This is a genomic window from Nonomuraea antri (genome assembly GCF_013283785.1).
Taxonomy (GTDB): Bacteria; Actinomycetota; Actinomycetes; order Streptosporangiales; family Streptosporangiaceae; genus Nonomuraea; species Nonomuraea antri.
On record NZ_JABCPZ010000097.1, the window covers coordinates 16,135 to 37,056 of the forward strand.

The 20,922-nt window shown below is 71.1% G+C and carries 25 protein-coding genes; 11 read left to right on the forward strand and 14 right to left on the reverse strand.

Translation table 11 applies throughout. The features are described 5' to 3' along the window. Positions 1–135: 135 nt before the first annotated feature. Positions 136–657 carry a gamma carbonic anhydrase family protein gene (locus HII36_RS28380; protein WP_328807936.1) on the forward strand — a complete coding sequence of 174 codons (522 nt, stop codon included), beginning with the start codon at positions 136–138 and terminating at the stop codon, positions 655–657. On the opposite strand, the gene HII36_RS28385 is transcribed toward HII36_RS28380, so the two are convergent. Then, on the reverse strand, positions 629–1,498 hold the full coding sequence (locus tag HII36_RS28385) for a DUF1349 domain-containing protein (RefSeq protein WP_173526324.1): 870 nt from the start codon (positions 1,496–1,498) through the stop codon (positions 629–631). The genes HII36_RS28380 and HII36_RS28385 overlap by 29 nt on opposite strands. Positions 1,499–1,596: 98 nt before the next feature. On the opposite strand from HII36_RS28385, the gene HII36_RS28390 reads away from it, so the two are divergent. Both HII36_RS28390 and HII36_RS28395 read left to right on the forward strand, forming a co-directional pair. Then, positions 1,597–2,955, forward strand: coding sequence for a hypothetical protein (locus HII36_RS28390; RefSeq protein WP_173526344.1), 1,359 nt, complete (start codon positions 1,597–1,599; stop codon positions 2,953–2,955). A gap of 224 nt (positions 2,956–3,179) precedes the next feature. After that, complete coding sequence (locus HII36_RS28395; RefSeq protein WP_020540796.1) at positions 3,180–3,341, forward strand: hypothetical protein; 162 nt, start codon at positions 3,180–3,182, stop codon at positions 3,339–3,341. 107 nt (positions 3,342–3,448) lie between these two features. Here the strand turns inward: HII36_RS28395 and HII36_RS28400 are convergent, their stop codons facing one another. The 7 genes from HII36_RS28400 to HII36_RS28430 all read right to left on the reverse strand — a co-directional run bounded on the left by HII36_RS28400 (position 3,449) and on the right by HII36_RS28430 (position 10,299). After that, positions 3,449–3,730 carry a metal-sensitive transcriptional regulator gene (locus HII36_RS28400; RefSeq protein WP_080044376.1) on the reverse strand — a complete coding sequence of 94 codons (282 nt, stop codon included), beginning with the start codon at positions 3,728–3,730 and terminating at the stop codon, positions 3,449–3,451. A gap of 39 nt (positions 3,731–3,769) precedes the next feature. Continuing rightward, positions 3,770–4,837 carry a glycosyltransferase gene (locus HII36_RS28405; RefSeq protein ID WP_173526325.1) on the reverse strand — a complete coding sequence of 356 codons (1,068 nt, stop codon included), beginning with the start codon at positions 4,835–4,837 and terminating at the stop codon, positions 3,770–3,772. Beyond that, positions 4,834–5,628: a hypothetical protein gene (locus HII36_RS28410; RefSeq protein ID WP_173526326.1), complete on the reverse strand. Its 795-nt coding sequence runs from the start codon at positions 5,626–5,628 to the stop codon at positions 4,834–4,836. Before HII36_RS28410 ends, HII36_RS28405 begins: the two co-directional genes overlap by 4 nt. Positions 5,629–5,776: 148 nt before the next feature. Continuing rightward, positions 5,777–7,918 (reverse strand): (Fe-S)-binding protein, encoded by a 2,142-nt coding sequence (locus HII36_RS28415; RefSeq protein ID WP_173526327.1) that lies wholly within the window; start codon positions 7,916–7,918, stop codon positions 5,777–5,779. A 140-nt stretch (positions 7,919–8,058) separates the two neighbouring features. After that, positions 8,059–8,643, reverse strand: a complete 585-nt coding sequence (locus HII36_RS28420) for a TetR/AcrR family transcriptional regulator (protein WP_173526328.1) — start codon at positions 8,641–8,643, stop codon at positions 8,059–8,061. 4 nt (positions 8,644–8,647) lie between these two features. After that, on the reverse strand, positions 8,648–9,493 hold the full coding sequence (locus HII36_RS28425) for a class I SAM-dependent methyltransferase (protein ID WP_236003951.1): 846 nt from the start codon (positions 9,491–9,493) through the stop codon (positions 8,648–8,650). Further along, positions 9,490–10,299, reverse strand: coding sequence for a sugar phosphate isomerase/epimerase family protein (locus HII36_RS28430; protein ID WP_173526329.1), 810 nt, complete (start codon positions 10,297–10,299; stop codon positions 9,490–9,492). The genes HII36_RS28425 and HII36_RS28430 overlap by 4 nt, the downstream gene beginning before the upstream one ends. Positions 10,300–10,356: 57 nt before the next feature. On the opposite strand from HII36_RS28430, the gene HII36_RS28435 reads away from it, so the two are divergent. The 5 genes from HII36_RS28435 to disA all read left to right on the forward strand — a co-directional run bounded on the left by HII36_RS28435 (position 10,357) and on the right by disA (position 14,362). Next, positions 10,357–11,055, forward strand: a complete 699-nt coding sequence (locus HII36_RS28435; protein WP_173526330.1) for a class I SAM-dependent methyltransferase — start codon at positions 10,357–10,359, stop codon at positions 11,053–11,055. A 41-nt stretch (positions 11,056–11,096) separates the two neighbouring features. Then, a complete protein-coding gene (locus HII36_RS28440) occupies positions 11,097–11,471 on the forward strand; it encodes a MerR family transcriptional regulator (RefSeq protein WP_173526331.1) in 375 nt (124 codons plus the stop codon). After that, a complete protein-coding gene (gene trxA, locus HII36_RS28445) occupies positions 11,468–11,773 on the forward strand; it encodes a thioredoxin (RefSeq protein ID WP_173526332.1) in 306 nt (101 codons plus the stop codon). Before HII36_RS28440 ends, trxA begins: the two co-directional genes overlap by 4 nt. Positions 11,774–11,837: 64 nt before the next feature. Next, positions 11,838–13,244, forward strand: a complete 1,407-nt coding sequence (gene radA / locus HII36_RS28450) for a DNA repair protein RadA (protein ID WP_173526333.1) — start codon at positions 11,838–11,840, stop codon at positions 13,242–13,244. Positions 13,245–13,285: 41 nt separating this feature from the next. Next, positions 13,286–14,362: a DNA integrity scanning diadenylate cyclase DisA gene (disA, locus tag HII36_RS28455; RefSeq protein WP_328807937.1), complete on the forward strand. Its 1,077-nt coding sequence runs from the start codon at positions 13,286–13,288 to the stop codon at positions 14,360–14,362. A gap of 13 nt (positions 14,363–14,375) precedes the next feature. On the opposite strand, the gene HII36_RS28460 is transcribed toward disA, so the two are convergent. Further along, entirely contained in the window at positions 14,376–14,831 is a 456-nt protein-coding gene (locus HII36_RS28460) for an SRPBCC domain-containing protein (RefSeq protein WP_173526334.1), read from the reverse strand. A 234-nt stretch (positions 14,832–15,065) separates the two neighbouring features. Further along, positions 15,066–15,770 carry a hypothetical protein gene (locus HII36_RS28465; RefSeq protein WP_173526335.1) on the reverse strand — a complete coding sequence of 235 codons (705 nt, stop codon included), beginning with the start codon at positions 15,768–15,770 and terminating at the stop codon, positions 15,066–15,068. Positions 15,771–15,848: 78 nt separating this feature from the next. Between HII36_RS28465 and HII36_RS28470 the strand changes: the two genes are divergently transcribed. Then, positions 15,849–16,724: an A/G-specific adenine glycosylase gene (locus tag HII36_RS28470; protein WP_173526336.1), complete on the forward strand. Its 876-nt coding sequence runs from the start codon at positions 15,849–15,851 to the stop codon at positions 16,722–16,724. 47 nt (positions 16,725–16,771) lie between these two features. On the opposite strand, the gene HII36_RS28475 is transcribed toward HII36_RS28470, so the two are convergent. Continuing rightward, the gene (locus tag HII36_RS28475) at positions 16,772–17,164 is read right to left on the reverse strand and encodes a cupin domain-containing protein (RefSeq protein WP_328807938.1); all 393 of its coding nucleotides are present in this window, start codon (positions 17,162–17,164) and stop codon (positions 16,772–16,774) included. Between the two features lie 90 nt (positions 17,165–17,254). Further along, positions 17,255–17,629 carry a cupin domain-containing protein gene (locus HII36_RS28480; protein WP_173526338.1) on the reverse strand — a complete coding sequence of 125 codons (375 nt, stop codon included), beginning with the start codon at positions 17,627–17,629 and terminating at the stop codon, positions 17,255–17,257. 59 nt (positions 17,630–17,688) lie between these two features. Between HII36_RS28480 and HII36_RS28485 the strand changes: the two genes are divergently transcribed. Further along, positions 17,689–18,159, forward strand: a complete 471-nt coding sequence (locus HII36_RS28485) for a MarR family winged helix-turn-helix transcriptional regulator (protein ID WP_173526347.1) — start codon at positions 17,689–17,691, stop codon at positions 18,157–18,159. Between the two features lie 29 nt (positions 18,160–18,188). Here the strand turns inward: HII36_RS28485 and HII36_RS28490 are convergent, their stop codons facing one another. Both HII36_RS28490 and HII36_RS59495 read right to left on the reverse strand, forming a co-directional pair. Continuing rightward, positions 18,189–18,479, reverse strand: coding sequence for a hypothetical protein (locus HII36_RS28490; protein WP_173526339.1), 291 nt, complete (start codon positions 18,477–18,479; stop codon positions 18,189–18,191). A gap of 282 nt (positions 18,480–18,761) precedes the next feature. Continuing rightward, a complete protein-coding gene (locus tag HII36_RS59495) occupies positions 18,762–19,379 on the reverse strand; it encodes a hypothetical protein (RefSeq protein WP_173526340.1) in 618 nt (205 codons plus the stop codon). Positions 19,380–19,497: 118 nt separating this feature from the next. On the opposite strand from HII36_RS59495, the gene HII36_RS58065 reads away from it, so the two are divergent. Beyond that, positions 19,498–20,904, forward strand: coding sequence for a DUF7824 domain-containing protein (locus HII36_RS58065; protein WP_173526341.1), 1,407 nt, complete (start codon positions 19,498–19,500; stop codon positions 20,902–20,904). Positions 20,905–20,922 lie beyond the last annotated feature (18 nt).

The following is a 20,922-nucleotide window of genomic DNA, read 5'->3' on the forward strand; positions in this document are numbered from 1 at the left end:
AGGGTTTGCGTGAGGCGGGGGAAAACTGCGGGTTGTAAGGGTCTGACGACGAGACGTCAGGAAACGACTTTCCTGCCATCTGCCCACGTCCGCAACCGGAACGCCATACTCGCACCGGGATTTACGATGTGGCAGGTGTACATCGCAGCGCTGGACAACGGGGCAGTTCCCGACATTCATCCCGAGGCGTACATCGCGCCCGGGGCCGTCGTGGTCGGACAGGTGCGGGTGGGCCGGGCGTCCAGCATCTGGTACGGCTCCGTTCTCCGAGGGGACGACGAGCGGATCGAGATCGGCGAGGAGTGCAACGTACAGGATCTATGCTGCCTCCATTCCGACGCGGGCGAGCCCGCGGTCCTGGAGAACCGGGTCAGTCTGGGGCACAAGGCCATGGTCCACGGCGCGCACGTGGAGACCGGGGCGCTGATCGGCATCGGCGCGATCGTGCTGGGCGGGGCGCGCATCGGCGCGGGCACGCTGGTGGCCGCGGGCACGGTGATCGGGCCGGGCAAGACGATCCCGTCCGGGGTGCTGATCGCCGGGGTGCCCGGCCGGATCGTGCGCGAGCTGACCGACGACGACCGGGCCTCCTTCGCCCGCACGCCGGACAACTACCAGGCCAAGGCGATCAGGCACCGGCAGGCGTCAGAGCTTTGATCAGCACCTTGTCCGGCACGGACGAGGGGTTCAGCGGGTCGGCGTACTCGGGCAGCTCGGGCCGCAGGAAGCGGACGAAGTCCACGGTCATCTTCAGGTCGGGCGTGCCCTTGATGAGCTTGGCGTTGGCCTTGGTCGCGTCCTTCTTGAGCGTGTTGTAGCTGTCCCAGTCGGTGTAGGCGGTCAGGCCCCACTGCAGCACCTGGGGCAGGTCGGCGGCCCAGCGCTTGCCGACCTTCCACTCGCCGCCGTCCTCGCGGTACAGGGCGACGGCGGCGCGGCCCACCCTGGCCAGCACCATTTCCACCCATTCGCTCTTGACCGCGATCTCCTGCGGCTTGGAGCTGCCGTCCCTGGTCTGCTTCACCTCGACCTTGCCCGGCTGGTCGCCGGTGCCGGTGGTGACCGAGACCCAGTTCGGCTTCTCGTAGGAACCGGGCTGGCGGGCCATCAGGCCGCCGAGCGAGAACTTGCGCTTGGGCTTGCCGCCGTCCTTGCCGGTGACCTTGACCCGGGCGTGCATGACGATGTCGCCGGCCAGCTCCTGGTAGATGAACGGGCCGCGGAAGCCGTCGAACCAGGCCGACGTCCTGGGCTCCAGGTACAGCGAGCCCTCGGCGGTCTTGTTCACGTCGAGCTTGGCGATCCTGTCGACGTCCTTCTCGGTCTCGCTCAGCTTCGTCCAGACGGCCAGCTCGGCGTCGTCGGCGAACTCGGTTGAGGCGGAGCCGACCTCACCGCCCGGCGCGGGCGCGCTGGCCTTGTCCAGGGTGAGGATGCCGGGCAGGGACGGCGAGGGCCGCACCGCCGTGCCCGTGCCGCAACCGGCGACTGCGCTCATGACCGCCACTGCCCCTGCAATCTTCGCCCTCATAGCGGACATTCTGCCGTGTTATGCCGATGGTCGATGCGATGCCCGCCGGGATGCCTGCCAGTACGATGGCCGCCGTGCGCCCCTGGGATGCATTCACGGCCGCGGCAGCGGACGTCCGCGCGATGGTCGCGGACCCCCGCTGGGACGCTCTGCCCATGCCGGGGCGCGCGCACGTGCTCGCCGCCAGGATCCTGGTCACCGCCGACGGCGACAGGTGGCTGTACGGCGCGCACGCGCGCTGGCACCTGTACGACCCCGCCGACGGAAGCTGGCACGCCGCGCCGCCGCCACGCGGTGTCAAGGCGCGGCGCGTGGAGCATCCCGCGGCCGTGCTGCCCGAGCGGGTGATACCGGCCGGCGCCGACTTCACCGCCGAGCCGGGCTCCACGCAGGCGTTCGTCGGCCCCGACGTGCCGGCCGCGCTCACCGAGCAGGTACGCGTGCTGCTGCGGGCCAGCGGGCGCAAGCAGGAGACCGACTTCCCGCTGACCGCCTTCGACGAGATCTTCGCCTCCGACGTGCCGAGCACGGTGGCCGCGATCTGGGGCACGATCATGTGGTGCGCGTACGCGCCGGCCTTCGACGGCAACGAGCGCCTGATCACCATCTTCGGCGAATACCTGCGCCGTCCGCTGCCCGGTGACGAGTGGGTGCGCTGGCTGCCCGCGCCGCCGCTGCTCGATCTGGTCACGCTGGTGGCCGAGCGGCTGCGGGCGGGCCGTTCGCGGGCCGCCACGCGGCTGGCCGCGCTGATGGCCGACACCGCGCAGCTGCTGCTGTCCGACACCCGGTTCAGGCCGCGCGCGCTGGCCCTGCTCACCATGGTCGAGCCCGCGCTGCGCCGGCCCGGGCTCGACGACCAGGCGGCGCTCGACGGCGACGAGCGGCTGCGTCAGGACTGGCTGGCGCGCTGCCCCGCGCGGCTTCGCCGGGCGCTGCTGGCCGAGACCGACCCCGAGTCGCACTTCTCCCACGCGGTCTACGACCTGGCCGAGACGCTGTCGTTCGCCCCCGACCCGCCGCACGCCACGGCGACCTTCCTGGCCGACCTGTCCGACTCCAAGGGCAGGCTGCCGGAACGGCTCGACCAGCGCACCAGGCAGGCGTACCTGGAGCTGGAACGCGACGGGCTGACCAGCACCTCGGCCCGTGATGCGACAGAGCCGGACGGCTTCGAGTCCCGCCCGCCGGCCGCCGAGCGGACGGGCGGCGCGGTGGCGGCGAGAGAGCGCGTGGCCGAGGTGGCGCCGCCGGACCGGGCGGGCTCGGCCGCGGTGCTGGGCGCGGCGTACGCGACCGCGCTGGCGTGGGGCAGGCTCACCGGCGCCAAGCTGCCCGAGCGCGGCCTGGCCGCCCAGACGGCCCTGGTACGCAGGCTCATCGAGCAACGCGACGACCACGGGCACCACACAGAGCACCACTAAACCACTAATATCGCTATTTCCCCCTTACTCCGCCTATATCGTTCTAACACTCCAACAACTGGCGTATTAGCTGAATTGTGATCTCGGATTCGGGAAATGACCCCTGTGGGGCCCGCGAGGGCGCGTGACGCCACGAAAGGAATGACTCCGATGGGCCATGTCGCCGGCAGGGCCCGCGCCGTAACCTCGTAGAGGGTGTGGGCTGCGGAAGGAAGGACGACGCGGTGGGGCACGACGATCTGGACTCCCGGGTCCACGACCGTGTCGCGTTGGACGAGATTGCGCTCTACGCCGAGGTGCTCACCGCCGTCGCGGTCAGCGAACGGCGGCTAACCTTGGACGAACTCGACGACGCGCTCGGATTGCGGACTTCGGCGAGCCGCTGAAGGACCATCACCAGACCTAGTCCCGGGCTCCTCAGGGGTCCGGGACGCTGGTTTTCCGAATAGTTCGCAGCCGCCGAACATGACTAGTCAATCGGCGCGATCTTCTCCTACGAACGGACGAGACGGGCGATCGCCGCGGAGGCCTCCTTGACCTTCGCCTCGGCCTCGGGACCACCGGTGTTGATCGCGTCTGCCACGCAGTGCGAGATGTGCTCCTCCAGCAGCCCCAGCGCCACCGCCTGCAGCGCCCGCGTGGCGGCGGAGACCTGGGTGAGCACGTCGATGCAGTACGCGTCGTCGTCGACCATGCGCTGCAGGCCCCGGATCTGCCCCTCGATTCGCCTGAGACGCGTCAGATAAGCCTGCTTGTCTCCGCTGTACCCATGCATGCTTCTACGGTACCCGTAACCCGTATGCGGACCGCGAACTCAGCGAAGATCGCCGATCAGCTTCTCCCACTGCTCGGCCACCGGCAGCGCCGCGTGCCTGATCGCGGTGTCGAGCGCGCCGGCGGCCAGCGACCTGCGCCGCCGCTCGTCGTCGATCAGCGCGAGCAGCGCGCCCGCGTAGAGCTGCAGCTCGCTCTCCGACTCGGGCACGAGCACCCCGTTGTAGCCGGTCGCGACGAACTCGCTCGGCCCCCTGGCCCCCTCGAAGGCCACCACGGGCACCCCGCAGCCCATGGCCTCCAGCACGGTCATCCCCAGGTCCTCGCTGCGCGAGGTGTTGGCCACGATCGAGGCCTTGGCGAACTCCCCGGCCAGGTCGGGCGTGGTGCCCATGAAGTAGACGTGGTTGTGCATGTTGAGCTCGCGCACCAGCGAGCGCAGCCGCCGCTCCTCCGGGCCGCCGCCGTACAGCCGCAGCCGCCAGTCGGGCCGTTTGTCGGCCACGATCGCGAACGCCCTGATCAGCCGGTCGTACGCCTTGACCGGCACCCACCTGCCGCCCGCCGCCACGATCCGGTTGTCCATGCGCGAGCGCGGCCACGGGCCGGGAGGCAGCGGATCGAGCAGGGCGTGCACGCCCGGCCCGGTGTCGAGCAGCCTGATCCACTCGTCCTGCGCGGACTCGGTGGCGGCGACGACCGCGTCGAGCCGCGGGTAGAACTTCTTGACCGGGCCGGGCACGGCCGGCCGGCCCCACTCCCTGGCGATCTTCAACGTTTCACGTGGAGCATGCCTGGCCGCCTGGACGCCCAGCCCCGGCCTGGTGGTGATCAGCACGTCGGACTTGAGCCCGCGCAGCACCCGCCACAGCGCCACCTCGGTGCGCACCTGGCCGCGTGGCAGCAGGTGCCTGACCCCGGGCCGGGCGTCGACCACGCTGCGCATGCTCACTCCGGGGCCGACCGGGAAGAACGGCTTCTCCTTCTGCCGCCTGACGCTGATGACCTCGACCTCGTGCCGCTCGGCCAGTGCGGTGGCCAGGTTGAGCGTGGCGCGGACGTCGCCGCGTATCCCGTACGCGGAGGCGAGCATGATGCTGACCTTCATCCGCCGACCTCGATCCGCAGCTCGTCGTCGGCGGTGTAGCAGGGTCTGATGGGCACCCCGTCGATCTTCGCCGACGGATAGTGCAGGCGGCGGCGCTTGCCGTCGATGTCGTCGAGCCTGGAGCCGAGCTTGAGCGGGGCGGGCAGCCCCGCCACCTCCAGCGCGGGCTCCCAGGTGCCGGCCCCGTCGGGGTCGGCCGCCAGCACGTCCACCAGCGAGACCGCGGCGTGGAAGCGCACCCCCTGCACGGTGGCCGTGGACGACACGCGCACGGCCGCCTGCCTGCGATCGAGCGTGAGCATGGCCTCGTGCCGGGAGTCGTCGTCCTCGATGCCGGTGTAGGCGAGCAGGCCCGTCACCTCGAATCGGCCCTCTCTGAACCAGATCGCGCGCACCTCGGCCACCGGTTCGGCGTCGGCTATCTTCAGCGCCAGGAATCCGTTACGCGTGCGGTAGGAGCGGTAGGCCAGGGTGCGCCGGCACAGGGCGTAGGCGTCGAGGTGGTCGAGCGAGAAGCCCGGGTCGATGCTGCGCAGGCGCACCCGTTTGCCGTCGCGGCGCAGGTAGGCGTCCCAGCGGCCGGCGCTGAGCGCCAGCGGCGCGAGCGAGACGGCCAGCGAGGCCTCGCGGGCCCGCGCGCCGGGCGTGCCGAGCAGCACGTCACGTTCCACCCCGGTCGTACGGTTGCGCAGCACGAGCTCGGTGCCGTCTTCCAGAGGTTCCTCGATGGCGAGTCGCAGGGAGAGCACGTCGGCCAGGGTGACTTCGGCATCCGTGACGACGACACGCATCAGGAGCCCCCTCCCCGTCGAATAGAGCCATGCGTCGTTGAGGTTACCGTGATTTTCCCGTTATGTGGATGCCGGATTTCGTCAGGACGAACCCTCTGACATGCGAAACTCCTCCACAGAAGCTGTGGAGGAGTCCGACTCGCACCGGTCAGGAGGCTCCCTTGACCGACTTGATCAAGAGCTGGGCCACGTCCACGACTTCCAGCGATTCCTTGGCCTCGCCGCTGTTCTTCTTCTCGTTGATCGCGTCACCCAGCATGACCATGCAGAACGGGCACGCGGTGGAGACGGTGTCGGGGTTGGTGGTCAACGCCTCGTCCACCCGCTCGGTGTTGATGCGCTTGCCGATGCGCTCCTCCATCCACATGCGGGCGCCGCCGGCGCCGCAGCAGAAGCCGCGGTCCTTGTGCCGGTGCATCTCCTGGGTCTGCACGCCGGGCACCTTCGACATGATGTCGCGGGGCTGGGAGTAGACCTTGTTGTGTCGGCCGAGGAAGCACGGGTCGTGGTAGGTGATCTTCTCCTCGATCGGCGTGACCGGGGTGAGCAGGCCCTCGTCCACCAGCTTCGACAGCAGCTGGGTGTGGTGCACGACCTCGTAGGTGCCGCCGAGCTGCGGGTACTCGTTGGCCAGGGTGTTGAAGCAGTGCGGGCAGGTGGCCACGATCTTCTTGACGCCGGCCTCGTTCAGCGTCTCGATGTTCTGCTGGGCCAGCATGTTGAACAGGTATTCCATGCCCAGGCGGCGGGCCGGGTCACCGGTGCACGCCTCGGCCGGGCCGAGCACCGCGAACTTCACGCCGGCGATGTGCAGCAGCTCGGCGACGGCCTTGGTGGTCTTCTTGGCCCGGTCTTCGAGCGCGCCCGCGCAGCCCACCCAGAACAGGTACTCGGTGTCCTCGGGCATCTTCTCGTCGACGAGCTGGACCTCGAAGCGTTGGCCGTCCACGGAGGTGGCGAGCTCCTCGATCCAGTCGGCCCGCTTCATCTCGGACATGCCCCACGGGTTGCCCTTGTTCTCCAGGTTCTTCACCATCACCCCCGCCTCGGACGGGAACGACGACTCCACCATCACCTGGTAGCGGCGCATGTCGAGGATGTGGTCGATGTGCTCGATGTCCACCGGGCACTGCTCGACGCAGGCGCCGCAGTTGGTGCACGACCACAGCACGTCGGGGTGGATGACGCCGTCCTCGCCGACCAGCGGCTTCTCCAGCAGCGCCAGCACGTCGGTGTCGGCGTGCGGGTTGGCCTCGGCGCCGTCGCCGCCCTTGGCCGCCATCAGGTACGGCGCCACCGCGAAGGCGTGGTCACGCTGGTCGAGGATGAGCATCTTCGGCGACAGCGGCTTGTCGGTGTTCCAGGCCGGGCACTGGGACTGGCAGCGGCCGCACTCGGTGCAGGAGTAGAAGTCGAGGAAGCCCTTCCACGTCGTGTCGCCGATCTTGCCGCGGCCCAGGCGCTCGGGGTCGAGGTCCTCGTCCTCGAAGTCGACGGGCTTGCCGTCGACCCGCATCTCGGGCGCGGCGCCCAGGCCGTCGGGACGGCGGGAGAACAGCACGTTCAGCGGCGCGGTGAAGATGTGCAGGTGCTTGGAGTTCACCACGATGACCAGGAACACCAGCATGAAGCCGATGTGCAGGAGCAGCGCGATCTCCTCCAGCAGTTCGCTCTGCGGGAGCAGGTTCCCCAGCGGGATCGACACGAACGCGCCGGAGTCGTAGGGCAGGTTGCCGTTGGCCGAGGCGGCGCCGCGGGCCAGGAACAGCGTCCAGATGATGTTGAAGATCATGAACAGCACGAGCCACGCGCCGCCCAGGTGCGAGCCGGAGAAGCGCGAGTCGCGGCCGAGTGTCTTGGGCGAGTTCTTCATCCGGATGATCGCGAACGCGACCAGGCCGAGCAGGCAGGCCACCGCGATGAAGTCCTGCAGGAAGCCGAGCACCGCCCAGGTGCCGACCAGCGGGATGTGGAAGTTCGGCCGGCCGGTGATCGCGCCCTGGATGATCGCGCCGTACGCCTCGACGTAGACGGTCAGCAGGATGAAGAACGCCCACATGACGAAGAAGTGCGCCACGCCCGACGGGGTCCACTTGAGCAGCTTCTTCTGGCCGAAGACCTCGACGAGCTGCGCCTTGATCTCCTCACCCGCGTGCGCCTTGGCGTACTCGACGCGTTCCGGCGCGGGCGGGCCGACGGTGGCGAGCTTGTACAGGAAGAGCGTCCTGCGGCCCGCGACGGCCACCGCCAGGACGGTCATGACTAGCCCGATGATGGCTACCCAGAGCACGGGGTCCTCCCACAGACGACGTTGGCAGTCAGCGTACGGTCAGCCGCTGCACCGGCCTCACCCGGGAATCCTACCCGCGAGTAACATTTCCGGGGTAACGCGACATACCCTATGGTCGAAGCCCCTGACAGAACAATGCTCTATTCGGCGAAGTACCGTTGCAACGTCGGGCCGATCAGCTTGACCAGTTCCTCCGGGTCCGCGCTCGCCATCGGCTCCAGCTTGAGCACGTAACGGGCCATGAGCACGCCGTACATCTGGCTGAAGCCGGCCTCGATCCGCAGGTGCGGCACCCCGAGCCGGTCGGCCGCCTGGAACAGCATGGCGTTGGTGATGAACTCCCTGAGCATCGTCGCCGCCTGCTCGTTCGTGATCGCCGAGCGGATCAGCGCGATCATCGGCTCGCGCATCTCGGGCTCGGCGGTGGCCGTGAGGATGAACCTGACCAGCCGCTCGCCGATCTCCTCGCGCGGCGCGTCGAGCAGCATCGGGATGATCGTGTCGGGCGCGACGGGCAGCCGCATGGCCGCCGCGAAGATGCCCTCCTTGGTCTCGAAGTAGTGATGGACGAGGGCGGGGTCGACCTTCGCCTCCCTGGCGATGCCGCGGACCGTGGCCTTGTCGAAGCCCTTCTCCGCGAACACCTTCCTGGCCGCGGCCAGGATCTCCCCGCGCGTGTCGGCGGACCCGGGCCTGCGCCCGGGCCGTCGCTTGGCTGTGCTCATGACCTCACTTACCCACGGCCAGATAAACCCGCATAGGCACCGACACCACTCCCTCTGGGAACTCCGCGCGCAGTTCGGCGCGCTGGCTGTCGACCAGGTCGTCGGCCGCCTCCGGCGACAGCGCCGCCATGTAGGAGTGCGAACGCAGGTCGAGCAGGAAGTCCTCGATGCCGACGAGCCTCGTCCAGGGGATCCAGCGCTCCTCGATCACCTCGAACGACTGCGCGATCGGCGGCACCGCCCACTGCTCCACGGCCGGGCCCCAGTAGGTCGGGCAGGCCGCGGCCAGCCTGGCCTCGTAGGCGGCCAGCCACTCGGCCTGCGCGGCGTGGGCCAGGTTCCAGCAGCCCGCGATCGCGCCACCGGGCCGCAGCACCCGCCTGGCCTCGGCGATCGAGACCACCGGGTCGAGCCAGTGCCACGACTGGGCGTACGTCACCAGGTCGGCCACGCCGTCGGCGAGCGGCAGGGCATTGCCGTCGGCCAGCACCGCCGCGACCCCGGCCGCGCCACCGCCACCTCCGCCGCCTCCGCCTCCGCTGCTGTCGGCGCCGTCGCTCGCGGGCTCGCTCTCGCCCTCGTCGGCGGCCGCGCGGCTGCGCAGCTTGGCCAGCATCTCCGCGCCCGGGTCGACCGCGATCACCTGCGAGCCGCGCGCCCGCAGCGCGCGCGACAGGATGCCCGTGCCCGCGCCCACGTCGACCGTGGTGGCGCCGTCGAGATCGACTCCGGACACCTCGGTCAGCGCGCGGTACATCTCGTCGGGATAGGTGGGCCGGCCCGCGTCGTAGGCGTCGGCGACGCTGTCGAACACCCTGGCCAGGCCCCGCATCGGGCCGACGTGGCTCATGTGGTCGCCGCCAGGTGCAGCCGGGCGAAGGCCAGGCCCTCGGCGAGGTCGTCGATGCGCTCGGTGCGGCTCGCCGCCTTACGCGTGTTGATCTCCAGTACCACCAATCCCCCATAACCGGTGTTGGCCAGGCGCTCCAGCATCTGCGCGCACGGCTGGTTGCCCCGGCCGGGCACCAGGTGCTCGTCCTTGTTCGTCACGCCGATGCCGTCGGCCAGGTGCAGGTGCGCCAGCCGGTCGCCGAGCTTCGTGGCCATCTCCATGGCGTCGGAGCCCGACACGGCGGTGTGTGACAGGTCGAGTGTGACCTGCGGGAAGTCGTAGTCGATGGGGTTCCAGTCGGGTGAGTAGGGGACCACGTCGTTGCCCCTGGCCCGCAGCGGGAACATGTTCTCGACCGCGAACGTGACGTCGGTCTCGTCACGCATGCGGGCGAGCCCGGTCTCGAACTCGCGGGCGTAGTCGCGCTGCCAGCGGAAGGGCGGGTGGACCACGACCGCCGACGCGCCGAGCCGCTCGGCCGCCTTCTGCGCCTTGACCAGCTTGGCCCAGGGGTCGCGGCCCCAGACCCGCTGGGTCACCAGCAGGCAGGGCGCGTGAATGGCCAGGACGGGGACCTCGTAGTGCTCCGACAGACGTTCGATCACGTCGATGTCCTGGCTCACCGGATCGGCGCCGACCATGATCTCAACACCGTCATAGCCGAGGCGCGCGGCCAGTTCGAACGCGTCGGGAGTGCGTTCCGGATATACCGAGGCGGTGGACAATGCGATCTTCGCATTGGGCACGCGGATGACATCAGCCACGCTGCCAGCCTAAGCCGGAAGAACGGTCCTGGCGCGAGAGCCCCTACGGTTGTGGCCATGTCACGGATCGCGAAAGGTGCCATCCCCAGCCCGAACATCTGGAACACCCCCCAGATCTACGAGGTGGAGAACCGGGCGGTCGACCCCGAAGGCGTGGCCGAATCCGCCATGCGCGCCCTGCGGCCGTGGGACGGCGCCACCGTGCTCGACATCGGCTGCGGCACCGGATACCACCTGCCCGCCCTGGCCGCCGACGCGGCCGCGGTGATCGGCGTGGAGCCGCACCACGACCTGGCCGCGCTGGCCCGCCGCCGCTGCGCCGCGCTGGCCAACGTCACCGTGCACGCCGCCGCCGCGCAGGACCTGCCGCTGCCCGACTCCTCGGTGGACGTGGCCGTCGCCCGCTGGGCCTACTTCTTCGGCCCCGGCTGCGAGCCCGGGCTGCGCGAGCTGTCGCGGGTGATGCGGCGCGGCGGGGCGGCGTTCGTCATCGACCTCGACGCCACTCGCGGCGCGTTCGGCCGCTGGTTCTCCCGTACGGTGCCGGCGTACTCGGCCAGGCAGGTGGAGGCGTTCTGGGACCGGCACGGCTGGCAGCGCCGTACGCTCGACCTGCGCATGGCCTTCGAGCGCCGCGCCGACCTGGAGGCCGTGCTGCGCATCGAGTTCACCGCGCAGGTGGCCGAGCAGGCCATCGCCGAGACGCCCGGCCTGGAGCTCGACTACCCGAACGTGCTGCGCTGGCGCTTCTTCTGAGCCTTGACATTGACGCCGGTGTCAACGTTTACCGTGGTCACATGCGCATCGGAGAGCTGGCGGAACGGACCGGGGTGAGCACCAGGTCCCTGCGCTACTACGAGCAGCACGGGCTGCTCACCGCCCGGCGCGGGCCCAACGGCTACCGCGACTACGCCGAGGACGACGTCAAGCTGGTGGCCGAGATCCGGGCGCTGCTGGCCGTGGGGTTCACCCTCGAAGACACCCGGCCGTTCGTGGACTGCCTGCGCGCCGGGCACAGCTCGGGCGGCGTCTGCAGCGAGTCCGTCGCCGTCTACCAGCGCAAGCTGCGGCAGATCGACGAGGAGATCCGCGTCCTGCTGGCCCGTCGCAGGGAAGTCGTCACCCAGCTCACCGAATCGTGCCCGGGATGCTTCGTCAGGGGAGAATCATGATCACGTTGACCACCGAGAACTTCGACGAGCAGGTGCTGAGGAGCGACAAGCCGCAGCTGGTGTACTTCTGGGCGGAGTGGTGCCCCTCGTGCCGCATGATCTCGCCCGTGCTCGACGAGATCGGCGTGGAGCAGCCGCTCAGCATCGGCAAGCTCAACAGCGACGAGCACCCGGAGATCGCCGCGCGTTACGGCGTGATGGGGCTGCCCACGCTGCTGCTGTTCGAGAACGGCGAGCCGGTCAGGAAGATCGTCGGCGCCAAGCCGAAGCGCATGCTCGTGCGCGAGCTGGGCCTGGCGTAACCACGCCGGGCGGCCCCGGTGTGACCATCGAGGTTTGTCGGTGGGTGCCGCTACCCTGCTCGGCATGGCGAAGGCAGCGCAGAGACCGGGTTACCGCTGTGCCGAGTGCGGGTGGCGCACCCCCAAGTGGGTCGGCAGGTGCGGCGAGTGCCAGGCGTGGGGCACTGTCGACGAAGAGGGCGCGCGGGCCGGCGCGCACGTCGTCCAGGCCGGCGCCACCAGCGCGCCCGCGCTGCCGATCGGCCAGGTCAAGGCCGAGATCGCGGCCGCGCGCACGACCGGCGTGGCCGAGCTCGACCGGGTGCTCGGCGGCGGCCTGGTGCCCGGCGCCGTGGTGCTGCTGGCCGGCGAGCCCGGCATCGGCAAGTCCACGCTGCTGCTGGAGGCCGCGGCCAGCATCGCCGGGCGCGAGACCGTGCTCTACGTGACGGGCGAGGAGTCCGCCGCCCAGGTCAGGCTGCGCGCCGACCGCATCGGCGCCATCCAGGACCAGCTCTACCTGGCGGCGGAGACCGAGCTGTCCGCGCTGATCACCCACGTGGAGAAGGTCCAGCCCAGGCTGCTGGTCGTCGACTCGGTGCAGACCATCGGCTCGGCCCAGGCCACCGGCGTGCCCGGCGGGGTCACCCAGGTGCGCGAGGTGGCCGCCAACCTGGTGCGGCTGGCCAAGGAGCGCAACATGGCCACCGTGCTGGTCGGCCACGTCACCAAGGAAGGCTCGATCGCCGGCCCCCGCACGCTTGAGCACCTGGTCGACGTGGTGCTCAACTTCGAAGGCGACCGGCACTCCCGGCTGCGCATGGTCCGCGCGATCAAGAACAGGTTCGGCCCAACCGACGAGGTCGGCTGCTTCGACCTGCACGAACGCGGCATCGAAGGCATCACCGACCCCAGCGGGCTGTTCGTCTCCCGGCGCAGCGAGCCGGTGCCCGGCACCTGCGTGACCGTCACGGTCGAAGGCACCCGGCCGCTGCCCGCCGAGGTGCAGGCCCTGGTCGCCCGCACCGAGGCGCAGCAGCCCAGGCGCACGTCCTCGGGGCTCGACACCTACCGGGTGCAGATGGTCCTCGCGGTGCTCGAACGCCGGCTCAACGCCCGGCTGGGCGGCTGCGACGTGTTCACCGCCACGGTCGGCGGCATCAAACTGGCCGACCCGGCCGTCGACCTGGCCGTGATGCTCGCGGTGGCCAGCGCCGCCGGCGACAAGCCGCTGCCGCCCGGGCTGGTCGCGCTGGGCGAGGTGGGCCTGGCCGGCGAGTTGCGCCCGGTGAAGGACGTGCGCAGGCGGCTCACCGAGGCGGCCAGGCTGGGCTTCAAGCGCGCGCTCGTCCCCGCCGGGTCCCTGGAGGAAGGCGGCCGCAAGCGGGGCGGCCAGCGCGCGCTGGTGCCGGTCGGTCCCGTGGCCTTCGCGCCGGGATTCGAGGTGGTCCAGGCGGAGAACGTCTGGGACGCTCTCACACACGTCACTTGAGCGCGGCTAAGCTGAGCGTGACCGATCGACACGGGGGTCAGGTGGATAGGAGTCTGGACGACCGTCGTCGCGAGGCCCTGGCCGCTGTGGCGCCGGGCACACCACTGCGCGACGGGCTGGAGCGGATCCTGCGCGGGCAGACCGGCGGGCTCATCGTGCTCGGCTACAACCCGTCCGTCGAAGCCGTGTGCAGCGGCGGTTTCCAGCTCGACGTCGACTTCTCCGCCACCCGGCTGCGCGAGCTGGCCAAGATGGACGGCGCGATCGTGGTCAGCAACGACCAGAAGATCGTCCGGGCGGCCGTGCACCTGGTGCCCGACCCGTCCATCGCCACCGACGAGTCCGGCACCCGCCACCGCACCGCCCAGCGCGTGGCCAGGCAGACCGGCCTGCCGATCATCGCGATCAGCAAGTCGATGCGGATCATCGCGCTCTACCTCGACGGCATCCGATACGTGCTGGAGGAGTCGGCCGCCATCCTGTCCAAGGCCAACCAGGCCCTGGCCACGCTCGAACGCTACAAGCACCGGCTCGACGAGGTGTCGGGCACGCTGTCGGCGCTGGAGATCGAAGACCTGGTGACCGTGCGCGACGTGGCGGCCGTGGCGCAGCGGCTGGAGATGGTCCGGCGCATCTCCGACGAGATCAAGGGCTACGTGGTGGAGCTCGGCACCGATGGGCGGCTGCTGTCGCTGCAGCTCGACGAGCTGGTCGCGGGCGTCGACTCCGAGCGGGAGCTGGTCATCCGCGACTACCTCCCGGCCCCGTCCGGGCGGCGGCACAAGCGGCTGACCGAGGCCCTGCACGACCTCGACAAGTTGTCGGGCAACGACCTGCTCGACCTGTCGGCCGTGGCGCAGCTCATCGGGCACGGCGGGAACGAGTCGCTCGACAGCCCGGTCAGCCCGCGCGGCTTCCGCCTGCTGGCCAAGGTGCCCAGGCTGCCCGCCACGGTCGTCGACCGGCTGGTCAACCACTTCGGCGGGCTGCAGAAGCTGCTGGCGGCCAGCATCGACGATCTGCAGGCCGTGGGCGGGGTGGGCGAGTCCCGGGCGCGCAGCGTCCGCGAGGGGCTGTCACGCCTCGCCGAGTCGTCCATACTCGAACGCTACGTCTGAGGCTTCCAGGGGTTCACTCGCCGTCCGAGCCGGCCGTCTCCACGTACTTCTTGAGCCTGCGCAGCAGGTACGGCCAACCGGTCGCGATGTCCATCGCCGTGGTGGTGCCGGCCGGGATGTCCAGGTGCTCCACCGTCACCGTCGAGCCCTCGGCCTCCGCCTCGATGCGCCAGATCACCCGCGAGGCGGGGTCGGCGGCCACCTGGGGGGTCCACTGCGCCGAGAAGGTCATGCTCAGCAGGTAGGGCGGTTCGGCGCGTTCGATCGTCCCGCTGATCGCCGTCCGGCCGTCCGCGAAGCGGTAGGCGTACGGGGCGCCGGGCTCCCACGTGGAGTGGATGCCGGTGTCGAAGTACCAGGCGGCCGACTCCACCGGATCCGTCAGCGCCCGCCAGATCCGGTCCGGCGTCGCGGAGATGAAGGTCTGGCGCATCTGGTCGGCCAGCGTGGGTGCGTTGCTCTCAATCATGATGCTCCTCCTCGTATCCAAAATTCACTATAGAGCCCGATATCAAGCTTGTCCGCTGCCGAGGCATTAGAGGGATTTATACACCGGATAATGCCGCTTAACCACGGAAAGGGTTATCAGAAAGCCGCTCTGACCTGCGTGAACGTTGAATTGAGAGAGAAGCGGACACTTCGCCCTGGTTACCATGGTAATGACCTGGCGGACCGAGGTTCCGCCATTCCTCGGCGGGGTTGATCAGCGCAGGTGGAACACACCCTTGGCACTGCGCAGGCCGCCCAGGCGGGCGGTGACGACGTACGTGCCGGGCAGCGCCGCGGCCGGGGTGGCGCGGCAGTTCGCGCTCGACCTGTGCCGGTCCCAGTCGACCGCCCGCACGTACGGGACGCCTCGCTTGAGCTGCTTGAGCTCCTCGCCCGGCCCGCTCACGCAGTCCGCGGTCGACCAGATCTGGTCGGAGCCGGAGGTGATGCGTACCTCCAGCGCCCGCGGGCCGACGTCGGCCACGCACATCACCGGGCCGGCGTTCACCAGCGTGACCAGGTAGTGGGGCCGCGCCGAGCCCCGGTAGACCCGCTCCTCGCCCTGCAGGCTCAGCACCAGGTCGTCATCGACGCACGGGGCGCCGGGGCGCCTGGGACGCGTCGGGCTCGGCGTCGGCGTCGGCGACTTCGCGGCCTTCTGTGACGCGCTCGCGCTCGGGCTCGGGCTCGCCGTGCGCGTCGCGGCCGGCGTACGCAGGCCGGCCAGCAGCGGGTCGACGGCCGGGCTGACGCTGGGCGAGGGCGAGGACTGGGCGCTGGAACGGCGTTCGGGCCCGTCGGCGCCGCTGGAGCACGCCCACGCCACCACGGCCACCACCACCAGCACCGCCACCAGCACGCTCATCCGGCGCCGCCAGTAGACGTCACCGCCGTCGCCGCGCATCGTATCCGGGTCCATACGCCAAGCATGGTAATCAGTTGGCCACTTACAGTGACGACACGCCGCACCGCGTCATTCCGGCATACCCTTGGGCCCGTGGTTGAGCCGAACGTCCTGCACGCGCCCGTTCTGGACTGGTACGCGGAGAACGCCCGCGACCTCCCCTGGCGGACCGACGAGGCGACGCCGTGGGGCGTGCTGGTGAGCGAGATCATGCTCCAGCAGACGCCGGTCGTCCGCGTCCTGCCCGTCTGGCACGAGTGGATGGAGCGCTGGCCCACCCCCAAGCACCTGGCCGAGGAGCCGCCGGGCGAGGCGGTGCGGCACTGGGGGCGGCTCGGCTACCCGCGCCGGGCGCTGCGGCTGCACGCCTGCGCCAAGGCCATCACCGAGGAGCACGGCGGGGAGGTCCCCGCGGACCACGCCACCCTGCTGGCGCTGCCCGGGATCGGGGAGTACACCGCCGCCGCGGTGGCCAGTTTCGCCTATGGCGGGCGGCATGCCGTGCTCGACACGAATGTCCGCAGGGTGTTCGCCAGGGCCGTGAGCGCCGAGGAGTACCCGCCCACGGCCACCTCGGCGGCCGAACGCCGGCTGGCCGAAGCGCTGCTGCCGGAGCTCGGGGCCGCGCGGTGGGGGGTCGCGGTCATGGAGCTGGGCGCGCTGGTCTGCACCGCCAGGTCCCCGCGCTGCGCCGACTGCCCGATCGCGCGAGTGTGCGCCTGGCGGCTGGCCGGCAAGCCGCCGCACGACGGGCCGCCGCGCAAGGGCCAGACGTACGCGGGCACGGACCGCCAGTGCCGCGGCCGCCTGCTCGCCGTGCTCCGCGCCGCGCACGGGCCGGTGCCGAAGGCCGCGCTCGACGTGGTGTGGGACGACGCGGTGCAGCGGGAACGGGCCCTGGACGGGTTGATCGCGGACGGGCTGGCCGAGGTCCTCGACGACGGCACCTACCGCCTCCCCCAGTCCTGACCCAAGTCCGCCTCAGCCCAGGTCGGCGCGTCCGCGGCGCGGGCGGGTCAGCGGAGCCACGGCGGGACGGTGCGCTCGTCCCCCTTCGGCGCCAGGTCGCAGGCCTCCGGCTCCGACACCCCGCCCGGGTTGTACGCCTGCGCCCCCACCGGCCCGGCCGCGATCGCCACGAACCCGCGTTCCGCGTCCGCGAACATCTGCCGCGGCACGTCCGCCGGCAGCACCATCGTGTCACCCGGACCGACCTCGAAGGCCGCCTCGCCCAGCACCACGCGGCCGGTCCCGTCCAGCCAGGTCCACACCTGCTCGACGTCGATGGCGTGATACGGCCCCTCCATGCCGGGCTTGGCGTCCACCCGCCACAACACCTGCCCGGCCTCCCCCTGGGTGGGCGAGGCCAGTGTGGTCATGAGCCCGTTCGGCGTTTCGATCTTCCGCACGTCGGCGGACTGTACGACTGACATGCTTTCAAGTGCCTTTCTGTCGGTGATCAGCTCTGTCGGTGATCAGCTCTGTCGGCGATCAGTGGTTCAGGCGATCCACGGCGGGACGCCGATGACGTCGCCCTCGGCCGTCAGCGCCCGGGCGCCGGCCGCGGCGGTGACGACGGCGGTGTAGCCGTCCTCGGCGGCCAGGACGCGCCGCGGCGTCCCCGCCGGCATGACGACGGTGTCGCCGGGCGCGACCGGGAAGGTCTCCTCGCCCAGTTCCACCTGGGCGCCCCCGGCGAGCCAGGTCCAGACCTGCTCGACGTCGAAGTCGTGCGGCGGCCCGGCGGCGCCGGGCTTGGCGTCCACGCGCCACAGGGACCGCGCGGCCCCGCCCTGCGTGGGCGAGGCGAAGGTGGTCATCACCCCGGCGGGAGTCTCGGAGCGCCGGGCCTCCGTGTCACGAATGACAGTCACTGCTCAAACCCCTAAGATAGGCAACCACGTTGTCTATATAGTTAACCGGGTTGTCTATCGTGTCAAGCCGCCCTCCTGGGTTCGAACTGCCGCTGCGTCTCCTGCTGGCGTTCCGGGCCATCACCGACGATCTGCACGCCGAGCTCGCCCGCCAGGGCCATCCCGACATGCGTCCCATGCACGGCTTCGCCATGCAGGCCATCGGCAGGAACGGCACCACCGCCGTCGATCTCGGCCGCACCCTGGGCGTCACCAAGCAGGCGGCGGGCAAGACCATCGAGACCCTGGAGCGCGCCGGTTACGTCGAACGCACCGCCGACCCGCACGACACCCGGCGCAAGATCGTCCGGCTCACGCCGTTCGGGATCGACGCGCTGAGCCGCTCCGCGCGCATCTTCGACGAGATCCGCGACCGCTGGGCCGCCGAGCTGGGCGAGGATCGGCTGGCCGCGCTGGAGTCCGACCTGCGCAAGGTGACGCCGCCCAACCTCTGGCGGCTGGACACGCCCGGCTGGTTCGGCACGCTCTGAGTTGCCCGGCTGATTCGGCGCACTCTGAGTTATTGTCGGCGCGCTCCCCTATCGTCGCGATCATGACGAACGCCTGGGACGACGTCCGCGCCGCCATCGACGCCGGGGCTGCCGCCGCCGTCGCGGCCCTGGTCGCCGGCCTCGATGACGTCCAGCGCCGCGAGGTGGCCCGCGAGCTGCCCGCGTATCTGCCGACGGCCGCCGAGAACGGCCGTCGGGCCTACGAGGAGCACCGGCGGGAACGCCAGGAGCAGTGGCAAGAGCTGCAGGAACGGGCGGACCGGGCCCGCCGCTCGATCTACGACTACCCGGAGGCGCACGTCATCCTCTCCTCAGCGGAGATCCTCAGCCGGTGGATCGAGCCCATGCGGGTGGCCGGGGCCGGCACGCTGCCCGGCGCCGCGGCCGCCGCCGCCTGGCTCGCCAAGCGTGAGTTCGTGCGTGACTGGGAGCCCGGCGAGAACGACGACGTCGCGCTGATCGTCTCGGTCGTGCGCGCGCGTCCCGCCGCCTGGCAGGCCGACCTCGCGGTACGCCTCGCGCGACGGCTGCGCGACGCCCGCCCCGAGGCCGACCGTCGGGTCAGGCTGGTCCTGGAGTTGTTACGCGTCACCGGGGCCGAACCGCCCGCGCACGACCCGCTCACGCTCGCCTGGGTCGTCGCCACCCCCGTCGCGGACCTGGCCGCCGATCCGTTGCTCGACGCGATGGCGCCCCGGCTGTTCGAGGCGGAGCGGGCCGGCCGGCGGCTGCTCGGCGACGGCTGGGCGGAGGCGTTGTGCGCGCTGGCCACCGACGGGCGGATCAAGCGCGAGGCGTTGCTCGACGGGTGCCGCACGCGATTCCTGCGTGGCGGGCAGGCGTCCGACCTGCGGTTCTTCGTCCGGCTCCACGAGTTGCTGGCACCGGGCGACGACGAGGTGGCCCCGTACGTCCGCGACTACCTGGCGGTGCTGCCCGGCGCGCCGTCGAACGTGGCCGACCTGGCGCTCAAGCAGATCCGCCGGGTCCCGATGGATCCCGAGGACGCCGGTGAGGCCGTCGAAAGCCTGCTGTTCCGCAGCGAAGGACGGCTGGTGCGGGCCGGGCTGGCCTGGCTCGACCGGCTCATGAAGGACCACGCCGGCGGCCTCGACGCGTACGCGTCCGCCCTGGCCGTCGCGCTGACGTGCGAGTCGAGCGAGGCCCGCGAACGCGCCGCGAAGCTGGCGATCAAGCACGTGGCCCGGCTCGGCCCGGAGAGCCGCGAGATGATCACGGAGGCCGTGGAGACGCTGCCCACCGGGCACAACCGCGCGCTCGCCGCCGTGCTGCGCGGTGAAGCCGCCGAACTCCCTCGTGCCCCCGCCGCTCCCGCCCGCGCCCCAGGCCGGGCCGATTCCGCAGGAGATACGCACCCCCGAGGCGCTGGCCGAGCTGCCGCTGCCGAAGTCCGACCGGCTGACCTCGCAGGCCTGGCTGAACGCGAAGGGCTGGCTGGACTCGCAGGCCTGGCTGAACGCGGAGATCTGGCTGGACGCCTTCGTCCGGCTGACCGCCCAGGAGCCTCGCGAACGCATGAACGCCGCGCTCGCCCGCCTCGCCCGGCGTTGCGGCGATACGCACTTCCACACCTGGCCCTGGCACGACACCCGCGACTGGGCGGCGGCCATGGCCAGGGAACTCGCCGAGCCGGGCGCCGACCCCATGGGCGTCCAGGGCATCGGCAACCGGTTGCCGAAGGTGACACACGAAACGGCCGGCCGGCTCATGCCACTGATGCGGTACGCGGAGGTGTACGAGGCGCTGTGCACGGGGGCGCTGCCGCCGTACCTGCTGGCCACCCCCACCCGCGCCAACGGCCTGCTCGACGCCGACGCGCTGGTGGAGCGCCTGGAGGGCTACGAGCGGGCCGGGGTCTCCGCGTTGCGGGTGGACCTGCGGCAGGCGTTGCTGCGCCTCGGCCGTACGGTCTCGGCCGACACGGCCGCGCGGGCCCGGCGGCTGACCTCCGACGCGGGACGCAGGGTGGCCGGCTGGCTGACCGACCGCCCCGCCGACCCGCAGGTCGTGTTACGCCTGGTGACCCGCAATGGGGGCGTCCGGATCGAGTCCGAGTTCGTCTCGGGGCCCGAGCATCGGGAGGCGCTGGGCGACCTGCTCGTCCCGCGTTTCCAGGAAGAGTCCTGCGAACGGTTGCTGGCCGTGCTCGCGGGACACCGTGACCTGGCCGCCGCGCGGGCGGCCTGGTCGCTGCGGTCGGGAGGGCCGCTGAGCAGGCCCACGCTCGACGACCTCCACCGTCTCACCGTGGCGGACGGCCCCGGCGGGCCTGGAGTGGCGCTGATCGCCGCCCACTTCCTGGTGCGGGAACCGGAGGCCACCGTGTGGCCGCTGCTGAAGCTGGCCGCCGGCGGCGGGATGCCGGGCGAGGAACTGGGCAGGCAACTCGCCGAACTGCTCGACCAGGCTCCTGACGGGCCGTCCGGGGTGCTCGCGGCGCTGCGCGAGGTGGCGGAGCGGGGGGCGTACCGGGAGATCTGGGAGGTGATGAGGGGCCTGCTGCCCGGCGGCCTGCCGGGGGACGGCGAGCGGGCCACGGTGGTGCACACGCGGATGATGACGCTGGCGGCCGACACGGCGGAGTGGGCGGGGGCGACTGGGGAGCTGACGGTGGTGGCCGAACTGGCGGGCCGCCGTCGCGGCAGCGACCTGGTGAGCCAGGCACGCCGCCTCCACGAACAACTCACGACCAACGCGCGCTGAGACGGGCCCCTCGAACAC

Bases quoted from the DNA above. Each gene is read 5' to 3' on its own strand.
- HII36_RS28385 (WP_173526324.1), bottom strand. From the start codon at position 1,498: ATGAGCGCAGTCGCCGGTTGCGGCACGGGCACGGCGGTGCGGCCCTCG.
- HII36_RS28390 (WP_173526344.1), top strand. From the start codon at position 1,597: ATGGCCGCCGTGCGCCCCTGGGATGCATTCACGGCCGCGGCAGCGGAC.
- HII36_RS28400 (WP_080044376.1), bottom strand. From the start codon at position 3,730: ATGCATGGGTACAGCGGAGACAAGCAGGCTTATCTGACGCGTCTCAGG.
- HII36_RS28405 (WP_173526325.1), bottom strand. From the start codon at position 4,837: ATGAAGGTCAGCATCATGCTCGCCTCCGCGTACGGGATACGCGGCGAC.
- HII36_RS28410 (WP_173526326.1), bottom strand. From the start codon at position 5,628: ATGCGTGTCGTCGTCACGGATGCCGAAGTCACCCTGGCCGACGTGCTC.
- HII36_RS28420 (WP_173526328.1), bottom strand. From the start codon at position 8,643: ATGAGCACAGCCAAGCGACGGCCCGGGCGCAGGCCCGGGTCCGCCGAC.
- HII36_RS28425 (WP_236003951.1), bottom strand. From the start codon at position 9,493: ATGAGCCACGTCGGCCCGATGCGGGGCCTGGCCAGGGTGTTCGACAGC.
- HII36_RS28435 (WP_173526330.1), top strand. From the start codon at position 10,357: ATGTCACGGATCGCGAAAGGTGCCATCCCCAGCCCGAACATCTGGAAC.
- HII36_RS28440 (WP_173526331.1), top strand. From the start codon at position 11,097: ATGCGCATCGGAGAGCTGGCGGAACGGACCGGGGTGAGCACCAGGTCC.
- trxA (WP_173526332.1), top strand. From the start codon at position 11,468: ATGATCACGTTGACCACCGAGAACTTCGACGAGCAGGTGCTGAGGAGC.
- radA (WP_173526333.1), top strand. From the start codon at position 11,838: ATGGCGAAGGCAGCGCAGAGACCGGGTTACCGCTGTGCCGAGTGCGGG.
- HII36_RS28460 (WP_173526334.1), bottom strand. From the start codon at position 14,831: ATGATTGAGAGCAACGCACCCACGCTGGCCGACCAGATGCGCCAGACC.
- HII36_RS28465 (WP_173526335.1), bottom strand. From the start codon at position 15,770: ATGGACCCGGATACGATGCGCGGCGACGGCGGTGACGTCTACTGGCGG.